At 69.2% G+C, this 18,855-nt stretch carries 16 protein-coding genes; 8 read left to right on the forward strand and 8 right to left on the reverse strand.

Annotated elements, in window-relative coordinates:
• Positions 1-38: 38 nt before the first annotated feature.
• The 3 genes from GGQ91_RS04095 to GGQ91_RS04105 form a co-directional block, all read right to left on the reverse strand.
• Positions 39-1,274 (reverse strand): glycosyltransferase family protein, encoded by a 1,236-nt coding sequence (locus tag GGQ91_RS04095; protein ID WP_182591419.1) that lies wholly within the window; start codon positions 1,272-1,274, stop codon positions 39-41.
• A complete protein-coding gene (locus tag GGQ91_RS04100) occupies positions 1,271-3,628 on the reverse strand; it encodes a GumC family protein (RefSeq protein WP_043355156.1) in 2,358 nt (785 codons plus the stop codon). The genes GGQ91_RS04095 and GGQ91_RS04100 overlap by 4 nt, the downstream gene beginning before the upstream one ends.
• Positions 3,629-3,720: 92 nt before the next feature.
• Complete coding sequence (locus GGQ91_RS04105) at positions 3,721-5,010, reverse strand: polysaccharide biosynthesis/export family protein (protein WP_043379172.1); 1,290 nt, start codon at positions 5,008-5,010, stop codon at positions 3,721-3,723.
• A gap of 375 nt (positions 5,011-5,385) precedes the next feature.
• Here GGQ91_RS04105 and GGQ91_RS04110 point away from each other — a divergent pair, with 375 nt between their 5' ends.
• The 7 genes from GGQ91_RS04110 (at position 5,386) to GGQ91_RS04140 (ending at position 12,068) form a co-directional block, all read left to right on the forward strand.
• Positions 5,386-5,934, forward strand: a complete 549-nt coding sequence (locus GGQ91_RS04110) for an acyltransferase (protein WP_043355152.1) — start codon at positions 5,386-5,388, stop codon at positions 5,932-5,934.
• Between the two features lie 13 nt (positions 5,935-5,947).
• Positions 5,948-6,976 carry a Gfo/Idh/MocA family protein gene (locus GGQ91_RS04115; protein ID WP_043379174.1) on the forward strand — a complete coding sequence of 343 codons (1,029 nt, stop codon included), beginning with the start codon at positions 5,948-5,950 and terminating at the stop codon, positions 6,974-6,976.
• On the forward strand, positions 6,973-8,088 hold the full coding sequence (locus GGQ91_RS04120; protein WP_182591420.1) for an aminotransferase class I/II-fold pyridoxal phosphate-dependent enzyme: 1,116 nt from the start codon (positions 6,973-6,975) through the stop codon (positions 8,086-8,088). The genes GGQ91_RS04115 and GGQ91_RS04120 overlap by 4 nt, the downstream gene beginning before the upstream one ends.
• The gene (locus tag GGQ91_RS04125) at positions 8,072-9,103 is read left to right on the forward strand and encodes an NAD-dependent epimerase/dehydratase family protein (protein WP_043759825.1); all 1,032 of its coding nucleotides are present in this window, start codon (positions 8,072-8,074) and stop codon (positions 9,101-9,103) included. The genes GGQ91_RS04120 and GGQ91_RS04125 overlap by 17 nt, the downstream gene beginning before the upstream one ends.
• Entirely contained in the window at positions 9,100-10,236 is a 1,137-nt protein-coding gene (locus tag GGQ91_RS04130; protein WP_182591421.1) for a DegT/DnrJ/EryC1/StrS family aminotransferase, read from the forward strand. Before GGQ91_RS04125 ends, GGQ91_RS04130 begins: the two co-directional genes overlap by 4 nt.
• Positions 10,233-11,033: a polysaccharide deacetylase family protein gene (locus GGQ91_RS04135; RefSeq protein WP_043759821.1), complete on the forward strand. Its 801-nt coding sequence runs from the start codon at positions 10,233-10,235 to the stop codon at positions 11,031-11,033. The genes GGQ91_RS04130 and GGQ91_RS04135 overlap by 4 nt, the downstream gene beginning before the upstream one ends.
• 87 nt (positions 11,034-11,120) lie before the next feature.
• Positions 11,121-12,068, forward strand: a complete 948-nt coding sequence (locus GGQ91_RS04140; protein ID WP_043379183.1) for a glycosyltransferase family 2 protein — start codon at positions 11,121-11,123, stop codon at positions 12,066-12,068.
• A gap of 56 nt (positions 12,069-12,124) precedes the next feature.
• Here the strand turns inward: GGQ91_RS04140 and GGQ91_RS04145 are convergent, their stop codons facing one another.
• The 5 genes from GGQ91_RS04145 to GGQ91_RS04165 all read right to left on the reverse strand — a co-directional run bounded on the left by GGQ91_RS04145 (position 12,125) and on the right by GGQ91_RS04165 (position 17,344).
• On the reverse strand, positions 12,125-13,084 hold the full coding sequence (locus GGQ91_RS04145) for a polysaccharide pyruvyl transferase family protein (RefSeq protein ID WP_210165931.1): 960 nt from the start codon (positions 13,082-13,084) through the stop codon (positions 12,125-12,127).
• A 95-nt stretch (positions 13,085-13,179) separates the two neighbouring features.
• Positions 13,180-14,085 carry a glycosyltransferase gene (locus GGQ91_RS04150; RefSeq protein WP_078947106.1) on the reverse strand — a complete coding sequence of 302 codons (906 nt, stop codon included), beginning with the start codon at positions 14,083-14,085 and terminating at the stop codon, positions 13,180-13,182.
• 69 nt (positions 14,086-14,154) lie between these two features.
• Entirely contained in the window at positions 14,155-15,204 is a 1,050-nt protein-coding gene (locus tag GGQ91_RS04155; RefSeq protein ID WP_053609331.1) for a glycosyltransferase family 2 protein, read from the reverse strand.
• 23 nt (positions 15,205-15,227) lie between these two features.
• A complete protein-coding gene (locus tag GGQ91_RS04160) occupies positions 15,228-16,448 on the reverse strand; it encodes an ABC transporter ATP-binding protein (protein ID WP_182591422.1) in 1,221 nt (406 codons plus the stop codon).
• Positions 16,448-17,344 (reverse strand): ABC transporter permease, encoded by an 897-nt coding sequence (locus GGQ91_RS04165; protein ID WP_043355138.1) that lies wholly within the window; start codon positions 17,342-17,344, stop codon positions 16,448-16,450. Before GGQ91_RS04165 ends, GGQ91_RS04160 begins: the two co-directional genes overlap by 1 nt.
• A 301-nt stretch (positions 17,345-17,645) precedes the next feature.
• Between GGQ91_RS04165 and GGQ91_RS04170 the strand changes: the two genes are divergently transcribed.
• The gene (locus GGQ91_RS04170; protein WP_182591423.1) at positions 17,646-18,725 is read left to right on the forward strand and encodes a glycosyltransferase family 2 protein; all 1,080 of its coding nucleotides are present in this window, start codon (positions 17,646-17,648) and stop codon (positions 18,723-18,725) included.
• Positions 18,726-18,855 lie beyond the last annotated feature (130 nt).

Here is an 18,855-nt window from a genome sequence, read left to right on the forward strand (position 1 = left end):
CGGAATTGCGATGCCCGGACTGCTCTGAAGAGGCCTGTTCAGTCCACCCGGACCAGGAGATCGCGCATGCCGCCGACATCGACGAACGTGGCGAGGTCGCAGGCGAGCAGGCGGGCGTGTCGCTGCGCGTAGACGGCGGGCGTCAGCGTCCGCAGGAACGCCGTCACGGAATCCGCGAGCGGCTCGGGGAAGGCCCAGCCGAGCCCTTCGGCGACCGCGTAGCGCCCGGTGGCGGTCGAGGCGCGCGCGAGCGTCAGCGCCCCGCACAGGCCGCCCTCGTAGAGCCGGTTCGGCAGCAGCCAGTCCGAATTCAGTCCGTCGTCGAGGTAATCGACGGCCCAGCTGAAGTGGATCCCACTGTAGATCTCGGGGAGATCGCGGGGATTGGCGTAAGGACCGCGGAACGCCATGTTCGCACGGCCGTCCAGGGTTTCGGCCAGCATGTGCGGGGCTATGTCCTCCTCGGAGAGACGCCCGGCCAGGACGATCCGCACCGAGTCGCCAAGGGCGTCGGCAATGGCGGCGAGAAGCGTCAGGCTCCTGCGGCAGCGCAGCGTCCCGAACCAGCCGATCACCCAGGGCGGCTCAGCCGCGCGGGTGCGATCGAGCCGGTCCGCCACCTCGCCGAGGCGATGGCCCATGACCTTGTTCTCCAGCAGATGCCACGCGCCGGTGAAGCCTTGGACGGGCCGGAAGTACCGGTCGATGAAGTCCGGTGCGCTCACGACGAGGAGGGCGCTGCGGCGGAGGAGCCAGCGCTCGACCGTGCGGGCGATCCACCCCGGGGCGTCCGGCCGGACCATCAGCCGCTGGATGTCGAGCACCTCGTAGACGAGGCGCGCGCGGCTTCCGGCGAGGCGTGATGAGGTCCAGGCCACGAGGGCCATGTCGAGGTTGCGCACGTAGATCACGTCCGCCGCGCGCAGGTCGGGCCCGCGGCGCAGGGCGCGGAGGATGCCGAGGGCGAGGCGCGGCAGCCGGCTTGCGTAGTTCCGGTCGACGGTCCGGCCGAGCGGGACGGTGTCGTCCGCCTCCCGGGGCGTGGCTGCGCCGCCGGGTCGGGCCCGCTCGAAGGCGTAGACGACCACGGACCAGCCGGCTTCCCGGATGGCATCGACCCGCTTCCGGACCGTCGGCTCGGCCAGATCGTGGCCGAAGAAGGCGACCCGACGGCCGGGCACGGTCTTCGGGTTCGCGACCGCCGGGGGCGCGGTGGCCGCGCCCGGCCCGAAGGCCGAGGTCCGGCCGATGCCCCGGCTGAGCGGGTCGATCACAGAGCCGCCTGGGTTGCGTCGTGGGGCCGCCGCGGGGCCGTGGCCCAGCGCCGGAGCGCGCTCCTGAGGCCGCCCCGCCGGACCGTCGTCCCGTCGCTCGTCTTGTTGAGCACGATGCCCAGGACGGTGCTGCCGCTCGACTCGAGATCGTGGACGGCGGCGGCGACCTCGTCGATGCTCGTCCGCCCCGCCTCCACCACGATGATCAGACCGTCGAGGCTGTCGAGGAGCGGCTGAAGCGTGGGCAATTCGTCCACCGGCGGCAGATCGACGACGACGCGGTCGAGGGTGGTGCGCTCGTCCCCGACGACGGACGCGACGCCCTCCGGGGTCATCAGGTCGCTGAAATGGGGGTCGTTCGGGTGGCGGTTCCCGCAGGCGAGCAGGCGGACTTCCCCGGGCTGGGGCCGGACCGCCTCCGTGGCGCAGCAGCGGCCGGCGAGCACATCGAGCAGGCCGCGCTGGTCCGTGGCCCGGTTGATCTGCGAGAGCGTCGCCCGCCTGACGTCCGCGTCGATCACCAGCACCCGCCCGGCGCTCGACCGGACGCGGGCGAGGAGCTGGCCGAAATTGCTCGCGAACAGGGTCTTGCCCGCGCCGGACCCCACCGAGGTGACGCCGATCGCGAAGACCGCACCGCGGCGATCGCTGCCCAGCACATGGGCCTTCAGGCTGTGCAGGCGCTCGACGAAGACCGATTGGGGCATGAACCGCACCGCGCTCGCCTTGAACGCTTCGACATTGGCCGGGCGCTGCGCCTCGCTGGCATGGGCCTGAGCCAGCGCCAGGGCGGCCCGGAAGCCCGGCTCGCGCCGCAGCTCGGGGAGAGCGGCGAGGCAGGTCAGGCCGTGGCCGGTGAGCTGCCGGGGCGAGCGGATCGTCCGGTCGAACCAGTGCCGCGCGAAGGCGCCGCTCACCCCGAACCCGGTGCCGACGAAGAGGCCGAGGAGCAGGATCAGGCTGCCGCGGGGCGCGCTCGGAGCCTCCGGCACGGTCGCCGGCGTGATCACGTGGGCAGAGGGCTGCGGATAGGATTGCTGGTTGACGGCGTCGATGTAGCGCTGGAGCAGGTTCGTGTAGATCTGGTCGTAGGTCTCGGCGGTGCGGTCGAGTTCTTTCGCCTTGACCCGGGCATTGCTCATGATCAGCGTCTTCGAGATCAGGGCGTCGAAGGCCGCCGTCATGCTGTCCTCACGTGCCTTGGCGACCTCGTAATCGTGGTCCAGGGACATGGCGAGGCGCTCGAGTTCGGTGCGCAGCGACTGCTTGGCCGCCTGAATGTCCCGCTGGATCGCCTGGACCGCCTCGTGGTCGGGGCCGAGCCGGCGCTTCAGGTCGTCGGCGCGCTGCACGAGGTCGACATATTGCCGGCGCAGCTGGATGATCACGCTATCCTTGAAGGCCTCGGTGATCCCGGGATCGGCGATGTCCGAATCGAGGAGCCCGCGGATCTGGTCGCGCACCGCCCGGGCATCCATGGTCTTGGCGCGGGCCGCGGCCACGGCGGTGTTGAGCTCCTCCACCTGCTGCTCGCCCACGAGGCCGCGCTTGCCCAGGTCGATGATGGTGTGCTCGGCCTTGTAGGTCTGGGCCTCGCGCGAGGCCTGGCTGGCGCGCTGCTGGAGTTCCTTCAGCCGCGGCAGCATCCACTCGCCGGCGACCTTCCAGATCTGGGCCCGGTTTTCCAGCTCGGTGCTGACATAGGCCTCGGCCACCGCGTTCGCGACGGCGGCGGCGGTGGTCGGGTTGTCGGCGCTGTACCCGACCTCGATGACGTAGGCCGCGCCGATGCGGTTGGCCTCCACGTTCTCCCGGAGGGTCCGTGCCTGGCTCAGTTCCGGGCTCACGGGGGCAGTCTCCCGGACCGGCGGTTCGGTGCCGATCAATCGATGGGGGAGCGCCTTGAGGGCCTTCACGACCTCACGGATCTTCGCCACCAGCGGGTGCGAGGGCACCGCGAGGTCCTGCAGGGGGGGGAGGCCGAGCCGGCGCACGGCGGCCAGCGCGATCTTCTCCGAGCGTATGTACTCGACCTGGCTCTCCACCTCGGCGATCTCGAGCGGGGCCCCGGCATTGGGCGTGTCGCGGGCCGTCACCGGGCTGGTGCGGCTCTCGATGTAGATGCGCGTCCGGGCCGTGAAGATCGCGGGCGCGGTCGCGACGTAGAATCCGGCGCAGACCAGGCCGATGGTGGCGAAGACCAAGATCGACCGCCAGTTCTGCCGGGCAATCGTCAGGATGGAGACCTGCGCCTCCGTCTCGGACGAGAACGGCAGGCTGCGCCAGGGGCCCGTCCCACCGGCGCGGGCCGCACCGATCGGCAGGAAGGACGCGCTGGTCGAGTGTCGGTTCATGGCTCTCTCCTCACCGCGGCGGACACCGCCTCGGAGCGCTCTCTGTCAAAGGGGGTGTCGGCTCGGCCCATGGGGTGCCGAACCGGGGGGCGTCAGTTCTGGCCGGCTCCGTCACCGATGCCCCGCAGGGTGGGATCCGGCTTGAGCGCGACCTCCAGGACGTCGCCCGGCTGAAGCTCCATGTCCTCGGCGGCGTCGAGCTGGGTCCGGGACGTGCTGCCCTGGCGGAAGACCGAGATCGCGGCCTGCGCCCGGCTTCCGGATAGGAGCTGGGCCCGCAGGGCGCCGGTGTAGACGAGCTTGTCGTTGATGCTGTTCAGCTTCGAGCGAAGTGCCGACAGGTTGCTCTCCGCGGCCTGGAGCTTCTCCAGGGCGTCCATGGCCTGCAGGTCCTCGACCCGCTCGAGCTTGCGGGCGACGTCGCTCTTGTCACGGTCGAGCTGGGTGAGCTGGACCGTCGTCTGCAGGGCGCGGGTCGAGGAGAGCAGCACCGCCCGCCGGGCGTCGGTCAGCCGCGTGGTGACCACCGCGCCGCGCTGGAACAGGGCACGCACCGTGTCGTACTCCTCGGCATCGGCGTTGACGCCCTCCTTCTCCTTGACCTGCTGCTCGCTGAGATTGGCGTACTGCGTCTGGGCCCGGGCGAGGGAGCGCTGCAGATGCTCCTTCTCCTTCGCGATGTCGGTCAGCTGGATCCGGAGCTGCTGCTCGGCGAGCTTCTGCGCCGGTGTCGGGCGGCCGCCCGAGGCGGCCTGCGGGTCCGCGGCCGGGGCGCTCCTGTCCCGCGGCGCGGCGATGATCGCCTTCAGGCGCCAGATCGTCGCATTCTCCCGCGCGATGCTCGCCCAGGTCGCGTCGTAGTCGGCGCGCAGGTTCGCGGATTCGATGATCGGGTTCTCCATCCGGAACCGCAGGAGATTGTAGCCGCCCGCGAGGGCGACCGCCTGCCGGACGGTCATGCCCGGATGGAACGGGTGCTCGCCCTGCTTGGTCACGTCGCCGCTCAGGTAGATCGGCTGGTACTTCGCGACCCGCACGCCGATCTCGTCCGGCTCGATCACGGCGATCGTTTCCCTGCCGTCCGGCCCGCGCTGCCGCACCGCCTTGGCGGCCAGGGTCTTCTGCAGGTTCCGGCGCAGCTCCGCGAGGGTCAGGCCGGCGGCCGGCACGTCCCCGAGCAGCGGGACCATGAGGGCGCCATCGGTCGAGACCGTGGATTCCTGCTTGAAGTTCGGGAGGCTCAGGGCCGACACCTCGATCGTGTCCCCGGGGGCGATCCGGTACTCCGCCGCCGCGGGGACCGTGAACAGGGCGAGCAGGCAGGCCATGATGCCGGCTCGGGAGGCGCGCCGGGTGACGGCGGACCGATATCCGGCAGGCATAGGCTCAGTCTTCGCCAGAATCCTCGACACGCGTCGTCCCCTCGAATGCGCTGCCATGTCCGGGCGTGGCCATCGAGCGGCGAACCGCGCGTCGGCCTCACGGGCTTATGGGTGGCTGAGGCGGCATGATGCGTAACGGCAAAGTCCGCCGGGACTCCTCCAAAAGGTGGGCCGGCGCCGTCCCGTCGGGGCAGGATCCCCGCCTTTCGGCGTAGGCGCGGCGACCGGAGCGCCGCCGGATCGCGACGGCCGGCAGCATCGGGCAGACGCTATTCGCCTTTCGACGGACGAACGACATCGAAAGCCTGGGTTCCCGGCCACCTGCAGCTCTGTGCAGCTTTACCGCACGGAAATTCGGCGGGTGGAGCGACCGGTATGCCGATTAATGATGTCAATATTGGTTCTGATGTGGGCATATTGTACCCAGATCTGGTCAATATTTATGGATGTCGAATCGAAGACGGCTCGCGCATCGGCCCGTTCGTGGAGATCCAGCGCGGCAGCCATATCGGCCCGCGCTGCAAGATCTCCTCGCACAGCTTCATCTGCGCGGGCGTCTCGATCGGGGCCGAAGTGTTCATCGGCCACGGCGTGGTCTTCACCAACGAGCTCTATCCGGAAGCCACCAACGCGGACGGGAGCCTGAAGCGGGACGGCGAGTGGGAGCTCGTCGAGACCGTGGTCGAGGCCCGCGCCTCCATCGGCTCCAACGCCACCATCGTGGCGGGGATCACCATCGGCGAGGGCGCCCTGGTCGGCGCCGGTGCCGTCGTCACCCGGGATGTCCCGGCCTTCGCCATCGTCGCCGGATGCCCCGCGCGGGTCGTCGGGGACACGCGCACCAAGCGCGCCGAGAGCGCCGCGCGCGCCCGTTCCGTCCAGTCGCCGCGGCCCGAGCCGGCCGAGCCTCTGCAGATTGCTTGAGGGGAATGCACTCATGATCTCGATCGGTATCGTCGGATACGGCTACTGGGGGCCGAACCTCGCCCGGTGCACGTCGGAGAGCGAGCGCTGCCAGCTGGTGGCCATCGCCGACCAGTCGCCCGCCGCGCTCGCCCGGGCCGGCAAGCGCTACCCCGCCGTCCAGCTCCATCAGGACTGGCGCGACCTCGTGGCCGATCCCGCGATCGACGCCGTCATGGTGGCGACGCCGGTGAGTTCGCATTTCGAGATCGCCATCAACGCGCTGCGGGCCGGCAAGCACGTCTTCATCGAGAAGCCGATCACGCCCTCGGCCTTCGAGGCCCGGCTGCTGATCGAGGAGGCGGCCAAGCGCAACCTGAGGCTGATGGTCGATCACACCTTCGTCTACACGGGTGCGGTCGAGAAGATCCACGAGCTCGTCACGACCGACGCCATCGGCGACGTGTTCTACTACGACTCGACCCGGGTGAACCTCGGCCTGTTCCAGCGCGACGTGAACGTGATCTGGGACCTGGCGGTCCACGACCTCGCGATCCTCGACCACATCCTGGACCTCGCCCCGGTGGCGATCTCGGCGAGCGGCACCGGCCATTTCAGCGGCCGTCCCGAGAACATGGCCCACCTGACCGTCTTCTACCCGCGCGGCGTCGTCGCGCAGATCAACGTCAACTGGCTCGCGCCCGTGAAGGTGCGGCAGACGCTGATCGGCGGCAGCAAGAAGATGATCGTCTACAACGACCTCGACCCGATCGAGAAGGTCAAGGTCTACGACCGCGGCGTCACGGTCGGCGGCGGCTCGGACGACATCACCGAGCTGATGGTCTCCTACCGGACCGGCGACATGTGGTCGCCGCACCTGTCCTTCCGCGAGGCGCTGATCGTCGAGATCGAGCACTTCGCCGATTCCATCGAGAACGGCACCGCGCCCATGACCGACGGCCACAGCGGCCTGCGCGTCGTCGAGATGCTCGAAGCCGCCATGCGCTCCCTGCGCCAGAACGGCGCCCCCATCGACCTCATGCCACTTGCGAGGGCCTCGTGATCCCCTTCCTCGACCTCAAGGCGCAGTACGCGGCGATCGGCGGCGACGTCGAGACCGCAATCCTCAACGTCCTGCGCAGCGGCGACTTCGTCCTCGGCCCGGCGGTCAGCGCCTTCGAGACGGCCTTCGCCGAGGCCTGCGGCGCCCGCCACGCGGTCGCCGTCAGCAGCGGCACCGCGGCCCTGCACCTCGCCCTCCTCGCCCTCGACATCGGTCCGGGCGACGAGGTGATCACGGTCTCGTCGACCTTCGTGGCGACGGTCGCGGCGGTCCTGTATGCCGGTGCCACCCCGGTCCTCGTCGACATCGACCCGGTCGGCTGGACCATGGACCCGGCCCTGGTCGAGGCGGCGATCACGCCCCGCACCAAGGCGATCCTGCCGGTGCACCTCCACGGCCGGATGGCCGATCTCGACGCGCTCGGCGCCATCGCCCGGCGCCACGGGCTCGCCCTCGTCGAGGACGCCGCCCAGGCGCATCTCGCCGAGCGCGGCGGCCGCAAGGCCGGCACGATCGGGGATATCGGCTGCTTCAGCTTCTATCCCGGCAAGAATCTCGGGGCCTACGGCGAGGGCGGCGCCATCGTCACGGACCGGGACGACCTCGCCTCGGCGGCCCGCTGCCTGCGCGACTGGGGCCAGCAGGGCAAGTACAACCACGTCCGCCACGGCTTCAACCTGCGCATGGACGGCGTCCAGGGCGCGGTGCTGGGGGTCAAGCTCCCGCACCTGGAGGGCTGGACCCGCGCCCGCCAGGCGGTGGCGGCGGAGTACGGTGCCCGGCTCGCGGGCCTCGGCCTGGAGCTGCCGGCGCCCGCCGGGCTCGACCACGTGTTCCACGTCTACGCCGTGTCGACGGCGGACCGCGAGGGGCTGCGCCAGTACCTCAACGCGGCCGGCATCGCCACCGGCATCCACTATCCCGTCCCGGTCCACCGGCAGCCCGCCTACAGCCACCTCGACGACGGCGCCGGCCGCCTGCCGGTCACCGAGCGGCTGGCCGCCCGGACCCTGTCCCTCCCGATGTTCCCCGAGATGACGTCCGCGCAGATCGACACCGTCTGCCGGGCCGTCGCGAGCTACTGCGAGGTCGCCGATGCCCAAGCTGCGTGAGGTCACCAAGGGAAGCCGGTTCAGCGGCGACCTGCGCGGGACCCGGATCCTGGTCACCGGCGGATCGGGCTTCATCGGCTCGCACATCATCGACCTTCTGGTCGAGGCCGGCTGCGAGGAGATCGTGGCCATCGACAACATGATCCGCGGCCGCCCCGAGAATCTCGGGGACGCCCTCGGCTCCGGCCGCGTCCGCCTTGTCCAGGGCGACATCCGCGACCGCGCCCTGATGGACACGCTGGTCAAGGGCACCGACGTGGTGTTCCACCAGGCGGCCCTGCGGATCACGCAATGCGCCGCGGAGCCGCGCCACGCCTTCGAGGTGATGGCCGCCGCGACCTTCAACCTGCTTGAGAGCTGCGTCGAGGCCGGCGTCGCCAAGGTGGTGATGGCCTCCTCGGCTTCGGTCTACGGGATGGCGGAGGTCTTCCCGACGACCGAGAAGCACCACCCCTACGACAACCGGACCCTGTACGGCGCCGCCAAGTCCTTCGGCGAAGGTCTGCTGCGCTCGTTCAACGACATGTACGGGCTGGACTACGTCGCGCTCCGGTACTTCAACGCCTACGGCCCGCGGATGGACCTGACCGGCCGCTACACCGAGGTCATGGTCCGCTGGATGCAGCGCCTGGCCGAGGGCCAGTCGCCGATCGTCTTCGGCGACGGCCTGCAGACCATGGACCTCGTCCATGTCCGCGACATCGCCCGGGCCAACATCCTGTCGGCGATCTCGCCGGCCACCGACGTGGTGCTCAACGTCGGCACCGGCGTCGAGACCTCGCTGGTCGACCTCGCCGGCCACCTCACCCGGATCATGGGCCGGGACGGCACGCCGCTGATCCACGAGGCCGAGCGGGCCGTGAACCCGGTGCCCCGGCGCCTCTGCGACACGAGCCTCGCCAAGGCGCTGATCGGCTTCGAGGCGAAGATCGGGGCGGCCGAGGGCCTCGCCGACCTCGTCGCCTGGTGGCAGGACGAGTCCCGCTCGGAACACCTGCGGCGGGCGCTGGCATGATCCCGATCGCCAAGCCCGAAGTCGGCGACCCCGAGGCCGAGGCCGCCGCCGCCGTCGTCCGCTCCGGATGGCTGACCCAGGGGCCGCAGGTCGCGGCCTTCGAGACGGAGTTCGCCGCGATCGTCGGCGCGCCCCATGCCTGCGCGGTCTCGAACTGCACGACCGCGCTGCATCTCGCCCTCCTCGCCGTCGGGGTCGGCCCCGGCGACGAGGTGGTGACGGTGAGCCACAGCTTCATCGCCACCGCCAACGCCATCGCCCAGTGCGGGGCGACGCCGATCTTCGTCGACATCGACCCGGCGACCTACAACATGGCCCCGGACGCCGCCGCGGCGGCGATCACCGGGAAGACGAAGGCCATCGTCTGCGTCCACCAGATGGGCATGCCCTGCGACCTGGAGGCGATCGTGGCGATCGGGCGCCGGTCCGGCATCCCGGTGATCGAGGACGCGGCCTGCGCCATCGGCTCCGAGCGGCTCCAGGGCGACGTCTGGCGGCCGATCGGCAGCCCGGCGGGGGACATCGCCTGCTTCTCGTTCCACCCGCGCAAGGTGCTGACCACCGGCGACGGCGGCATGATCACCACCGCCAACGCCGCGTGGGACCGAACCTTCCGGCTGCTGCGCCAGCACGGGATGAGCGTCTCCGACATCGCCCGCCACGGCAGCGCCCGGGTGGTGGTCGAGGAATACGCCATCGCGGGTTTCAACTACCGGATGACCGACGTGCAGGCGGCCATCGGCCGGGAGCAGCTGAAGCGGCTGCCCGACCTGATCGCCCGGCGCCGCGACCTCGCCGACGGCTACCGCGTGCGGCTGGCCGACCTCCCCGGGGTGACGCCGCCGCCCGAGCCGATGGGGCTGCGCAGCAACTGGCAGAGCTACTGCGTCCGCCTCCCGGACGATGCGGACCAGCAGGCGGTCATGCAGGCGATGCTCGACCGGGGCATCGCCACCCGCCGGGGCATCATGTGCGCGCATCTGGAGCCGCCCTACGCCGAGGCGCCGCGGCGGTTCGCGCTGCCGGAATCCGAGCGGGCCCGCGACCACGCGATCCTGCTGCCGCTCTACGCGGCGATGACGGAGGCGGCGCAGGATCAGGTCGTCGACGGCCTGCGCGCCGCCCTGCGATGATCCCCGCACCGGTCAAGAGCCTCGCCCGGACGGTCGGCCTGACCCGCCCGCGCGTCGCCGCCGCCCGGATGGCCTGCGAGCGCACGACGCTCGCCCTCGCCCGCCGGCGTCGGGCCCTGCCGGGCGGGCGCATCCTCTGCTACCACTCGGTGGGCCAGCCGGAATGCGGCGTCAACGACGTCGCCCCCGGGCGCTTCCGGCATCAGATCGAGCGGGCGCTCCGTCTGGGCTACCGCTTCGTGCCGGCGGCCGCCATCGCCGAGGGACGCGGCGGCGCCCGCGACCTCGCCATCACCTTCGACGATGGCTGGCACAGCGTGCTGAGCGCGGCGGCCCCGATCCTGCGTGATTACGGGATCCCGTGGACCCTGTTCATCGTGGCAGGCTGGCTGGACCGGCCCGAGACCGGGCCGCGCGGCATCCTGGACTGGCGCGCCATCGAGGCGCTCGCCGCGGCCGGGGTCGAGATCGGCAGCCACTCGGTGACGCACCCGGATTTCGGGCGCCTCGACACAGATCGGACCGTCGAGGAACTCGTCGTCTCCCGGGCCATCATCGCGCGGCGCCTGGGCGTCGCTCCGGCGAGCTTCGCGATCCCGCTCGGTCAATCGATGAACTGGACGCCCTTCGCCCAACAGGCGGCCCGCGAGGCCGGCTACCGGACCCTCTATGCGCAGGCGGAGGAGACCAAACCTGAGGGCACCGTGGGGCGGACCTTCGTCACCTGCTTCGACCATGATCTGATCTTCCAGGCCCTGCTGCGCGGCGCCTTCGATGCGTGGGAAGAATGGGTCTGATCTCCGGCGTCTCGGGGTGTTCCGACAGTCCGAGGCCGTACTGCCCTGTCATGTCGCAGCAGATCCATCGGCCTGGGAGGCGCCCCGATGCAAGACGGTCCGAGGCTGGTTTCGGTCATCGTGCCGACATTCCGGCGGCCCCATCTTCTGCGCGGTGCGCTCGCAAGCATCCGGCGCCTCGAAGATCGCGATCTCGCGTTTGAAATCCTCGTCGCGGACAATGGGGGCGCGTGCGAGAACCGGGCGATCGCCGAGGCGTTCGGGGCCACCTACGTGGCGGTGGAGCGCCGCGGGCCGAGCGCGGCACGGAATGCGGGCCTGCGTTTGGCGACCGGCGACTTCATCGCTTTCCTCGACGATGACGACGCGTGGCTTCCGGGGAATGTGCGTGCGCAGATTGCAGTCCTCGATGCGGATCCCGCCTTGGACGGCGTTCTGGGGCAGGCCGTCGGCACGGACCCGGACCTGAAGAATCCCTCAGCCCCTTGGCCGGAACGGCATCCGGGCGTCGGCGACGCGCTTCTTCGGACCATGCTGAGCGGCTACTTTCCTCAACTGGGCACGCTCGTGGTCCGCAGACGCGTCCGCGATTTGGTGGGACTGTTCGACGAGACGCTCATCGGTGGAGAAGACCTGGATTGGCAGCTCCGTATCGCCCGCCGGCGGACCCTGGGCTATGTCGAGACACCCTGCATGCTCTTCCGCGGCCGCGCCCACGGCACCTACGACGCGATTCAGTACGACCGTCTTGCCTACGACCGGCTGGTCTTCTTCAGGCATAGTGTGCCGGAATGGCGTATCTGGCCCTCGCCCCTCGCGTTCCTCAGGGCGTATCAAGGAACGCTGCAGCACTTTTACTGGTATTTCGTCACGATCATGATCGCCGCGGCCTCGCGCGGCCAGAAGCGCCGGGCCTTCAGGGCCATCGTCGGAGCGCTGAGGGTCTTCCCGGTCCGCGCGACCTATCATCTGGTCGCGCGCCGGGATTGCCGAAGGGCGCTGGTTCAGATGGCCTCGATGCATCGGCCGATCTGATCGGACGCCAGCCGGGCCGTCACGGGGATCGGCGGGATCGCCCCCCGCGGCCGCCCTCACGCCGTCAAGCGCATCGACCGCATCGACGCGGAACGGGCCGAAGCCGATGCCCGTCCGGTCGCGCGCAGGCCCGAACCGCCGCGGGACCGAACGAACCGATCTATGGCAGAGGCGACTCCGTCGACGGCCGCATCCAGCCGGGTGTCGCGGCTCATCTGCGGCTCCGCATGCGACAGCTGCTGCAGACGCTTCGCGGCGATCCAGGTCAGCATCTGATTGACGGGCTTGAGAGTCGGCATCGTGCTCGAACGCGCCGCGCGCCAGACTTCGGCGTTGGGCCAAACGGCGTGATACATCTCGCGGATGTTGCTCGGCAGCAAGGCATGCGGGCGCAGGTCGATCTCGAGGGACTCGGACCAGTCCCGCCACTTCATGCGATGCGAGTGATGGAGCGGCTTGGCGGCGATCCAGGGCGTGCGGAGGGCATCGGCGACGATGGCGCCGTGCATCGCCTCGGTGATGAGGAGCCTGGCGCCCCTGATCTGGGACAGGATCCGCCCGACATCGTCCCGGGGATCGATCAGCGTGACGCCCGCCATCCGGCAGGCCACCTGCCAGAAGCCACGCTCCAGGCTTTCGTAATGCGGCATGAAGGCGACCGTGATGCCCGACGCGGCCTCCGGCAGCGGCAGCAGGCGCAGCAGGACGGCTGGATCGCAGATCGCCCGCTCCGCCGGGAGGCCGAGGCGCCGCGCGGTCCCGGGGCCACGGACGAACAGGACGTCCCAGGATCCGTCATGCACGTCCGGCATCGCCGAATAGCCGCCGTAGCCGGACCCGATAACGTATTTTCTTGCCGATCTCGGGTAGATGTCTTGGATGATCGAGCCGATCCCGAGGAACAGCGCCTCCTCGCGATCATCCAGAAAGCCGTCCGGAAGCATCGCGCTCCAGACCAGCGGGTTGAGTTCATCCCCGAAGTTCGGCGGATCGCCGGCAAAGTAGGTCAGCTTCATGTCGGGCGCCGTGGCGTGTCGGGGTTCGACCGGGGCCGCGTCGGCGCGTTCGGCGCCGGCACGCTTCCGAGAAACTCAGGAGAAGGCCGGCTTCGCTATTGGAGGCCGAGGTTCCATCTGCAGAAGCATCTGAAATTCCACAGCAGCCAGCGCAGACGCCATTTGAGCCGGGTCTTGAAGCCGATGCCCGCATTGCGCAGGAGGCTCAGGCCGAACTCGGCACCGCGCAGCTCCTTCAGGTAAAGCCACGCCAGAGGATGCCATTCGTCGCGGCGCCAGGGTTTGGTCGCGTCGGTGAAGTGGATGATCTTCGGCCGCGGGGCGCTCCGGGTCAGAGCGGTCCACGTTGCGAACTTCTCGTAGAGGAAATTGCGCTGGAAGTTCCAGTCCGGTGGAATGCTGGTCCAGCGGTTCCAGAAGCTGATGTTCAACGCATCCTGATCGTCGTAATCGTAGACGTTGCTTGCAAGGAGCGCGATCGTGTGATCGAAGCTCTGGTCCGCTCTGAGTTTCTGGACATCCAGCAGGAGCACGCCCGCGTTGAAGTATCGGCCCTGGGCCGGCAGGCCGTACCGCGCGGCGAAGTCGCGCGGGTTGAGGCCGGCATCGACCACGGCTCCGAGCGCATGGGCGCCGAGGTCGAAGTCCCAGAGTTCGGCGATGTCGCTTTGAAGGATGAGATCGGAATCGAGATAGATCGCACGGCTGACGTCAGGCGGCATAAATCGCGGGATCATCAACCGGAAATACGTCGCCCGACTCATGCTCGGGCGATGGGCGTCGAACCCGAGCAGGACCGGATCGCAGATCTGAATCCACTCGATCGTGGCGCGTTGGGTCGAAACCTGGGCTCGGCTGGCCGCGTCGATGCCGTCATGGAAGACGAAAAACCGCAGCGGGTTGCGTTCGTTTCGTGTCTCGATCGAGCGCATGACCACACGAAGTTGTGGGATGTACGACTGATCGATGCCGAATGCGACGTTTATGACGGGCCTCTGCACGTCGTCCTCCGCTCGATTGCACCTGTGCTGACATGCGGCGCCGAGAAGGCACCGTCCGCGACAGGATGTTCAGGCGGGCCACCAGCCGGTGACCTCGCCATGGTTCGTCCAGTCGAGACGACACTCCCGGATCGACCGTCCGTTCGATCGGTGCAGCTGCCTGCGGAAGGTATGGAGCGCCGGACGACCGATCACCCGCTTCAGGGCGAGCTTCCACCAGTCGCGCCGCAGGAGCAGGTGCGGATCGAACTCCGCTGCAGCTGCGAGGATCTCCTTCCAGTCGTCGTCGTGATGCAGGGTGAAGGAGTTGCTCGCCGTGATCAGGAGTTCGCGTCCGATCCGCCGCTGCATCGCGGCCACCCATCCCTGAAGCTCGGGGATCCTGTCTCCCTGCTCCTGCAGGATGACGCGGCAGGTTTCCATCTGCTCACGGCGATCGCTGATCGCCTGTGCATAGTAATGAGAACTCATGTTCTGGTTATGCCAGCGGTAATAGGCCTGCTTTGCATTCAGGATGACCACGGGCCCATGGCACGCGAAGCGCATCCACATCTCCATGTCGGAGGTGTGCCGCATCTTCGGATTGTAGCCGCCGAGACGATGCTGGACGGATGTGCGGACGATCACGACCGGGGACGCGAACTGGTTTCCGAAGTCGCAGAAGCGCTTGATGAACGTGCGCCCCGGGACGAGCCGGCATTCCGGGTCCGACGCGTCGGCGACGGCCACCGGCTCCACGTCGCCGGCCTGGGACACCGCCATCCCGCAGACGAGCCCCGCTTCGGGATGCCGGTTCAGCGCCTGCGCCGCGCGGGCGAGCGCCCCGGGCGTCAGCATGTCGTCGGCCGAAAGCAGCAGCGTGTAGTCGGCCGTGGCCCAGTCGATGATTCCTTCGTTGAAGGTCTTGATGTGTCCCTGGTTGACCGTGTGGCGCCGATAGGTGACGCGGGCATCCTCCCGGGCCAGGGCCCGTCCCACCTCTTCGGATGAGTCGTTCGACATGTCGTCGATGATGAGAATCCGGACGTCCACATCGCGCTGCGTCAGGATACTGTCGACGCATGCGCGGAGGTAGCGGCCGTAATTGTAGCAGGGGACGACGACATCGACCGTGCTCATGGTTCCTTGCCTTCCCGATAAGTCTACCTGCCGAAGGTCCAGTGACCTTCTTCGTGGAAGATGCCGAAGATGTACGGATCGAGATCCGGGTGCTGAACGTGGAACCGGGCGCCGATCTTGGCGTCGGCGATCGTGTCGAAGCCCTTGCGGCGCACGGAGATCGACACCCGGTAATCGTCCGCGGTGAGCCGGAGCGGCGGTGTCAGCAGCTCGATCGTCCCCGTACCGGTGATCACCGGCACCGGTGCCGCGTCGAGCAGCGTGCTGAACGTGCAGCAATGGGTCTCGTCGGCGCGGGTGAAGGAGCAGGAGACGTTCGCGTCGTGGATCGGCAGATCGGCCGCATACCGCATGCGGATCCGCATCCGCTCGCCGTGGGAGAAGACCGTCTTGCCCTCTCCGGCCGCGTCGACGATCTCGACGCCGGTGATCCGGAAGTCCTGGCTCGACTGTTCGGGTCTGTACCACGAGGGGTGGGACAGGTAGCTGTCCTGCTCGTAGATTTTGAGGCCCGCATCCACGGGCCCGTCATAGGCCACCGTCCCGTTCTTGATGTAGATCACGCGCTTGCACATCGTCTTCACGCTGAACATGTTGTGCGACACGATCAGGATGGTGGCGCCGCTCGCTTGCAGGCGATGGGCGAAGTCCATGCATTTTCTCTGGAAGGCGTAGTCTCCGACGGCCAGGACTTCATCCAGGAGCAGGATGTCGGGCTCGAGATGGGCCGCGACCGAGAAGGCCAGCCGGACATACATGCCGCTCGAGTAGCGTTTGACCGGCGTGTCGATGAAGTCTCCGATCTCCGAGAACGCGACGATCGCGTCGAACTTGTCGGCGATCTCCTGCCGGCCCATGCCCAGGATCGAGCCGTACAGGAAGATGTTCTCCCGGCCGGTCAGCTCTCTGTGGAAGCCGGTGCCGACCTCGAGCAGGGCACCGACCCGACCCTCGAGGCGGATGCGGCCGGTGGTGGGGGCGGCGATCCGTGAGAGCAGCTTGAGGAGCGTGCTCTTGCCGGCGCCGTTCAGGCCGATGATGCCGACATTCTCACCGTGCTTGATGCCGAAGCTGACGTCCCTGAGCGCCCAGAAGGATTCCCGTGCCGGGCGCGCCTCGGAGCGGCGGGACAGGAGGCCCCGGACGCCCTCGCTGAGGGCGTCGCGCAGGGAGTTCTGGTGCGCGGCCCGCGGCGCGCGCCAGTACTGCTTGCCGATATCTTGTACGCTGATTGCCATCGACATCAGATTACATCCGCGAAGGAGCGCTCCATGCGCTGGAAGAAGATCAGTCCGCTGACGAGCAGGACGAACGCTGCCGTGACCGAGACCGTGATCGCGAAGGCGTCGGGCGGCGTCCCGCCGAGGACGGCGAACCGGAACGCCTCGATCAGGCCGACCATGGGATTGAGTGCGTAGAGCCAGCGCACCGAGGCGGGCACGATGCTCGACGCGTAGACGATCGGCGAGGCGTACATCCAGATCTGGATCAGGAACGGCAGCGTATGCTTGACGTCCCGGAAGCGGACATTGATCGGGCCGAGCCACAGACTCACGCCGAGGGCGAGCATCGCCGTGACGATCAGGGTCGGGACGGCCAGCACGAGGTGCCAGTCCGGCACCACGCCGTACCAGACCATCAGGGCCAGCATGACGGCCAGCGCGATGGCGAAATCGACCATCGGCGAGATCACCGTGGCGAGCGGGATGACCAACCGCGGGAAGTAGATCTTGCGGATGAGTTCGGCCTCCGCCACGAGGCCGTTGGCGCTGCGCCGGACCGCTTCGGCGAAGTAGGTCCACAGGACGACCGCGCTGCCCGCGAACAGCGCGTAGGGCGCGCCGTCGGTGGGGATCTTGGCGAAGTGGCCGAAGATCACCGTGAAGATCAGCACGGTGAAGAGCGGCTGTGCGATCGCCCAGCAGGCGCCGAGGGCGGTCTGACGATAGAGGACCTTCAGGTCCCGCAGGATCAGGACGCGCAAGAGACCGCGATACTGCCAGAGGCCCACGGCGTCGAAGGCGATGATCCGGTCGTCGGGCGCAATCTCGGTGACCCGCAGCGTCGACGGATCGCCTCGCTGTTCGGTCAGCCCGCATTCCGACGGGCCGAGGGCAAGCGCATCCAAAGATTTCATCATTCGAGGGGGTCCCGCATGACGCTTCGAGCCCGTGATCGAGCTCGCGGGATCCGGTTCGAATCGACTGTCGAGCCGTCCGGCTGTCCCGCCGGAACGGGCTATCATTGCGGTGGGGCGGTCAGAATTACACCTTTCGTCGTATCGGAGCGGCCAACCGAAGTGGTGGTTGTGATCAATGACCGTAATCGCGGCCAATCACGGCAGATGAGCCCTCGGATGCGGGACCGTCGGCGTCCGCTTCCCTCCGGAACGGCCGGCCCGGATCCGCCGACCACCGGGGCCCGGTGTCGGGAGAGCCCCCATGAGATCACCCACGAGCCCCCCCGCGCGCGCCGCCGGTGCTCCGCTCGTGACGATCGCCATGCCGGCCCTCGACGAGGCCGGCCACATCGCCGAGGCCATCGCGTCCGTTCTGCCCGACCGGGATGCGGTCGCCTGCGAATTGCTGGTGTTGGACGGCGGCAGCCGCGATGGCACCTGCGCGATCGTCTCCGCCCTGAGCGCCGGGGATCCGCGGATCCGGCTCGTCCACAACGAGCGCCGGATCCAGGCGGCGGCCCTCAACCTCGCGGCACGGCTGGCGCATCCCGCCTCCGCCTACCTGGTCCGCGCCGATTGCCACGCCGTCTATCCGGAGGGGTTCGTGCAGAACCTCGTCCGCACGATGCAGCTGCGGGAAGCCGTCTCGGTGGTCGTGCCGCTCCGGACCGTCGGGGTCACGCCGCTGCAGCGGGCCATCGCGGCGGCGCAGAACAGCCGCCTCGGCAACGGCGGCTCGGCCCACCGTCAGGGCGGCATCTCGGGCTACGTCGCCCACGGCCACCACGCGGCCTTCGACCGGCGGGCGTTCCTGCGGGTGGGCGGCTACGACGAGACCTTCACCCACAACGAGGATGCCGAGCTCGACCGGCGGCTCTGCGCGGCGGGCGGGCGGATCTACCTCGCCGCCGACCTCGCGATCACGTATTTTCCCCGCGCGCGCTTCGGCAGCCTCGCGCGGCAATACCGTCAGTACGGTCGCGGCTGCGCGCGGACCCTCGAGAAGCACGCCAGCCTGCCGCGCGCCCGCCAGATGCTGCCGGCCCTGGTTCTGCTCTACGCCGTCGCGGCCCTGCCCCTGGCAGCCCTGATGCCCGCCCTGCTGATCCCGCTGCTGCTCTACGCCGGAGCCTGCGGCCTGTGCGGCCTCGCCCTGGCCCTCAAGGCGCGGGACCCCGTCCTGCTCCTGAGCGGACCGGCGGCGGTGGCCATGCATCTGTCCTGGGCGGCGGGGTTCCTGTCCCATCCGGGCTACTGGCGGACCGTCCTCCGGGCCGCCCTGCGCCGCAAGCGGCCCGGGCTCGGCGTCCCGCCGGGATCCGACGCGGCGCGCGTCAACTGACCGGTTGACGCCGGGCCGGTGCCGCGCCTGGCGATGGGCTGGGCGCGGCCCTGCCATGTCAGAAGCCCGACGCTCTCTCGCATCCGTCGCCCATTCGCCCATTGGGGCGGTGGCCTCACGGGGCCAAGGC

The sequence above is a fragment of the Methylobacterium fujisawaense genome (genome assembly GCF_014138435.1).
In the GTDB taxonomy this organism is placed as follows: domain Bacteria; phylum Pseudomonadota; class Alphaproteobacteria; order Rhizobiales; family Beijerinckiaceae; genus Methylobacterium; species Methylobacterium fujisawaense.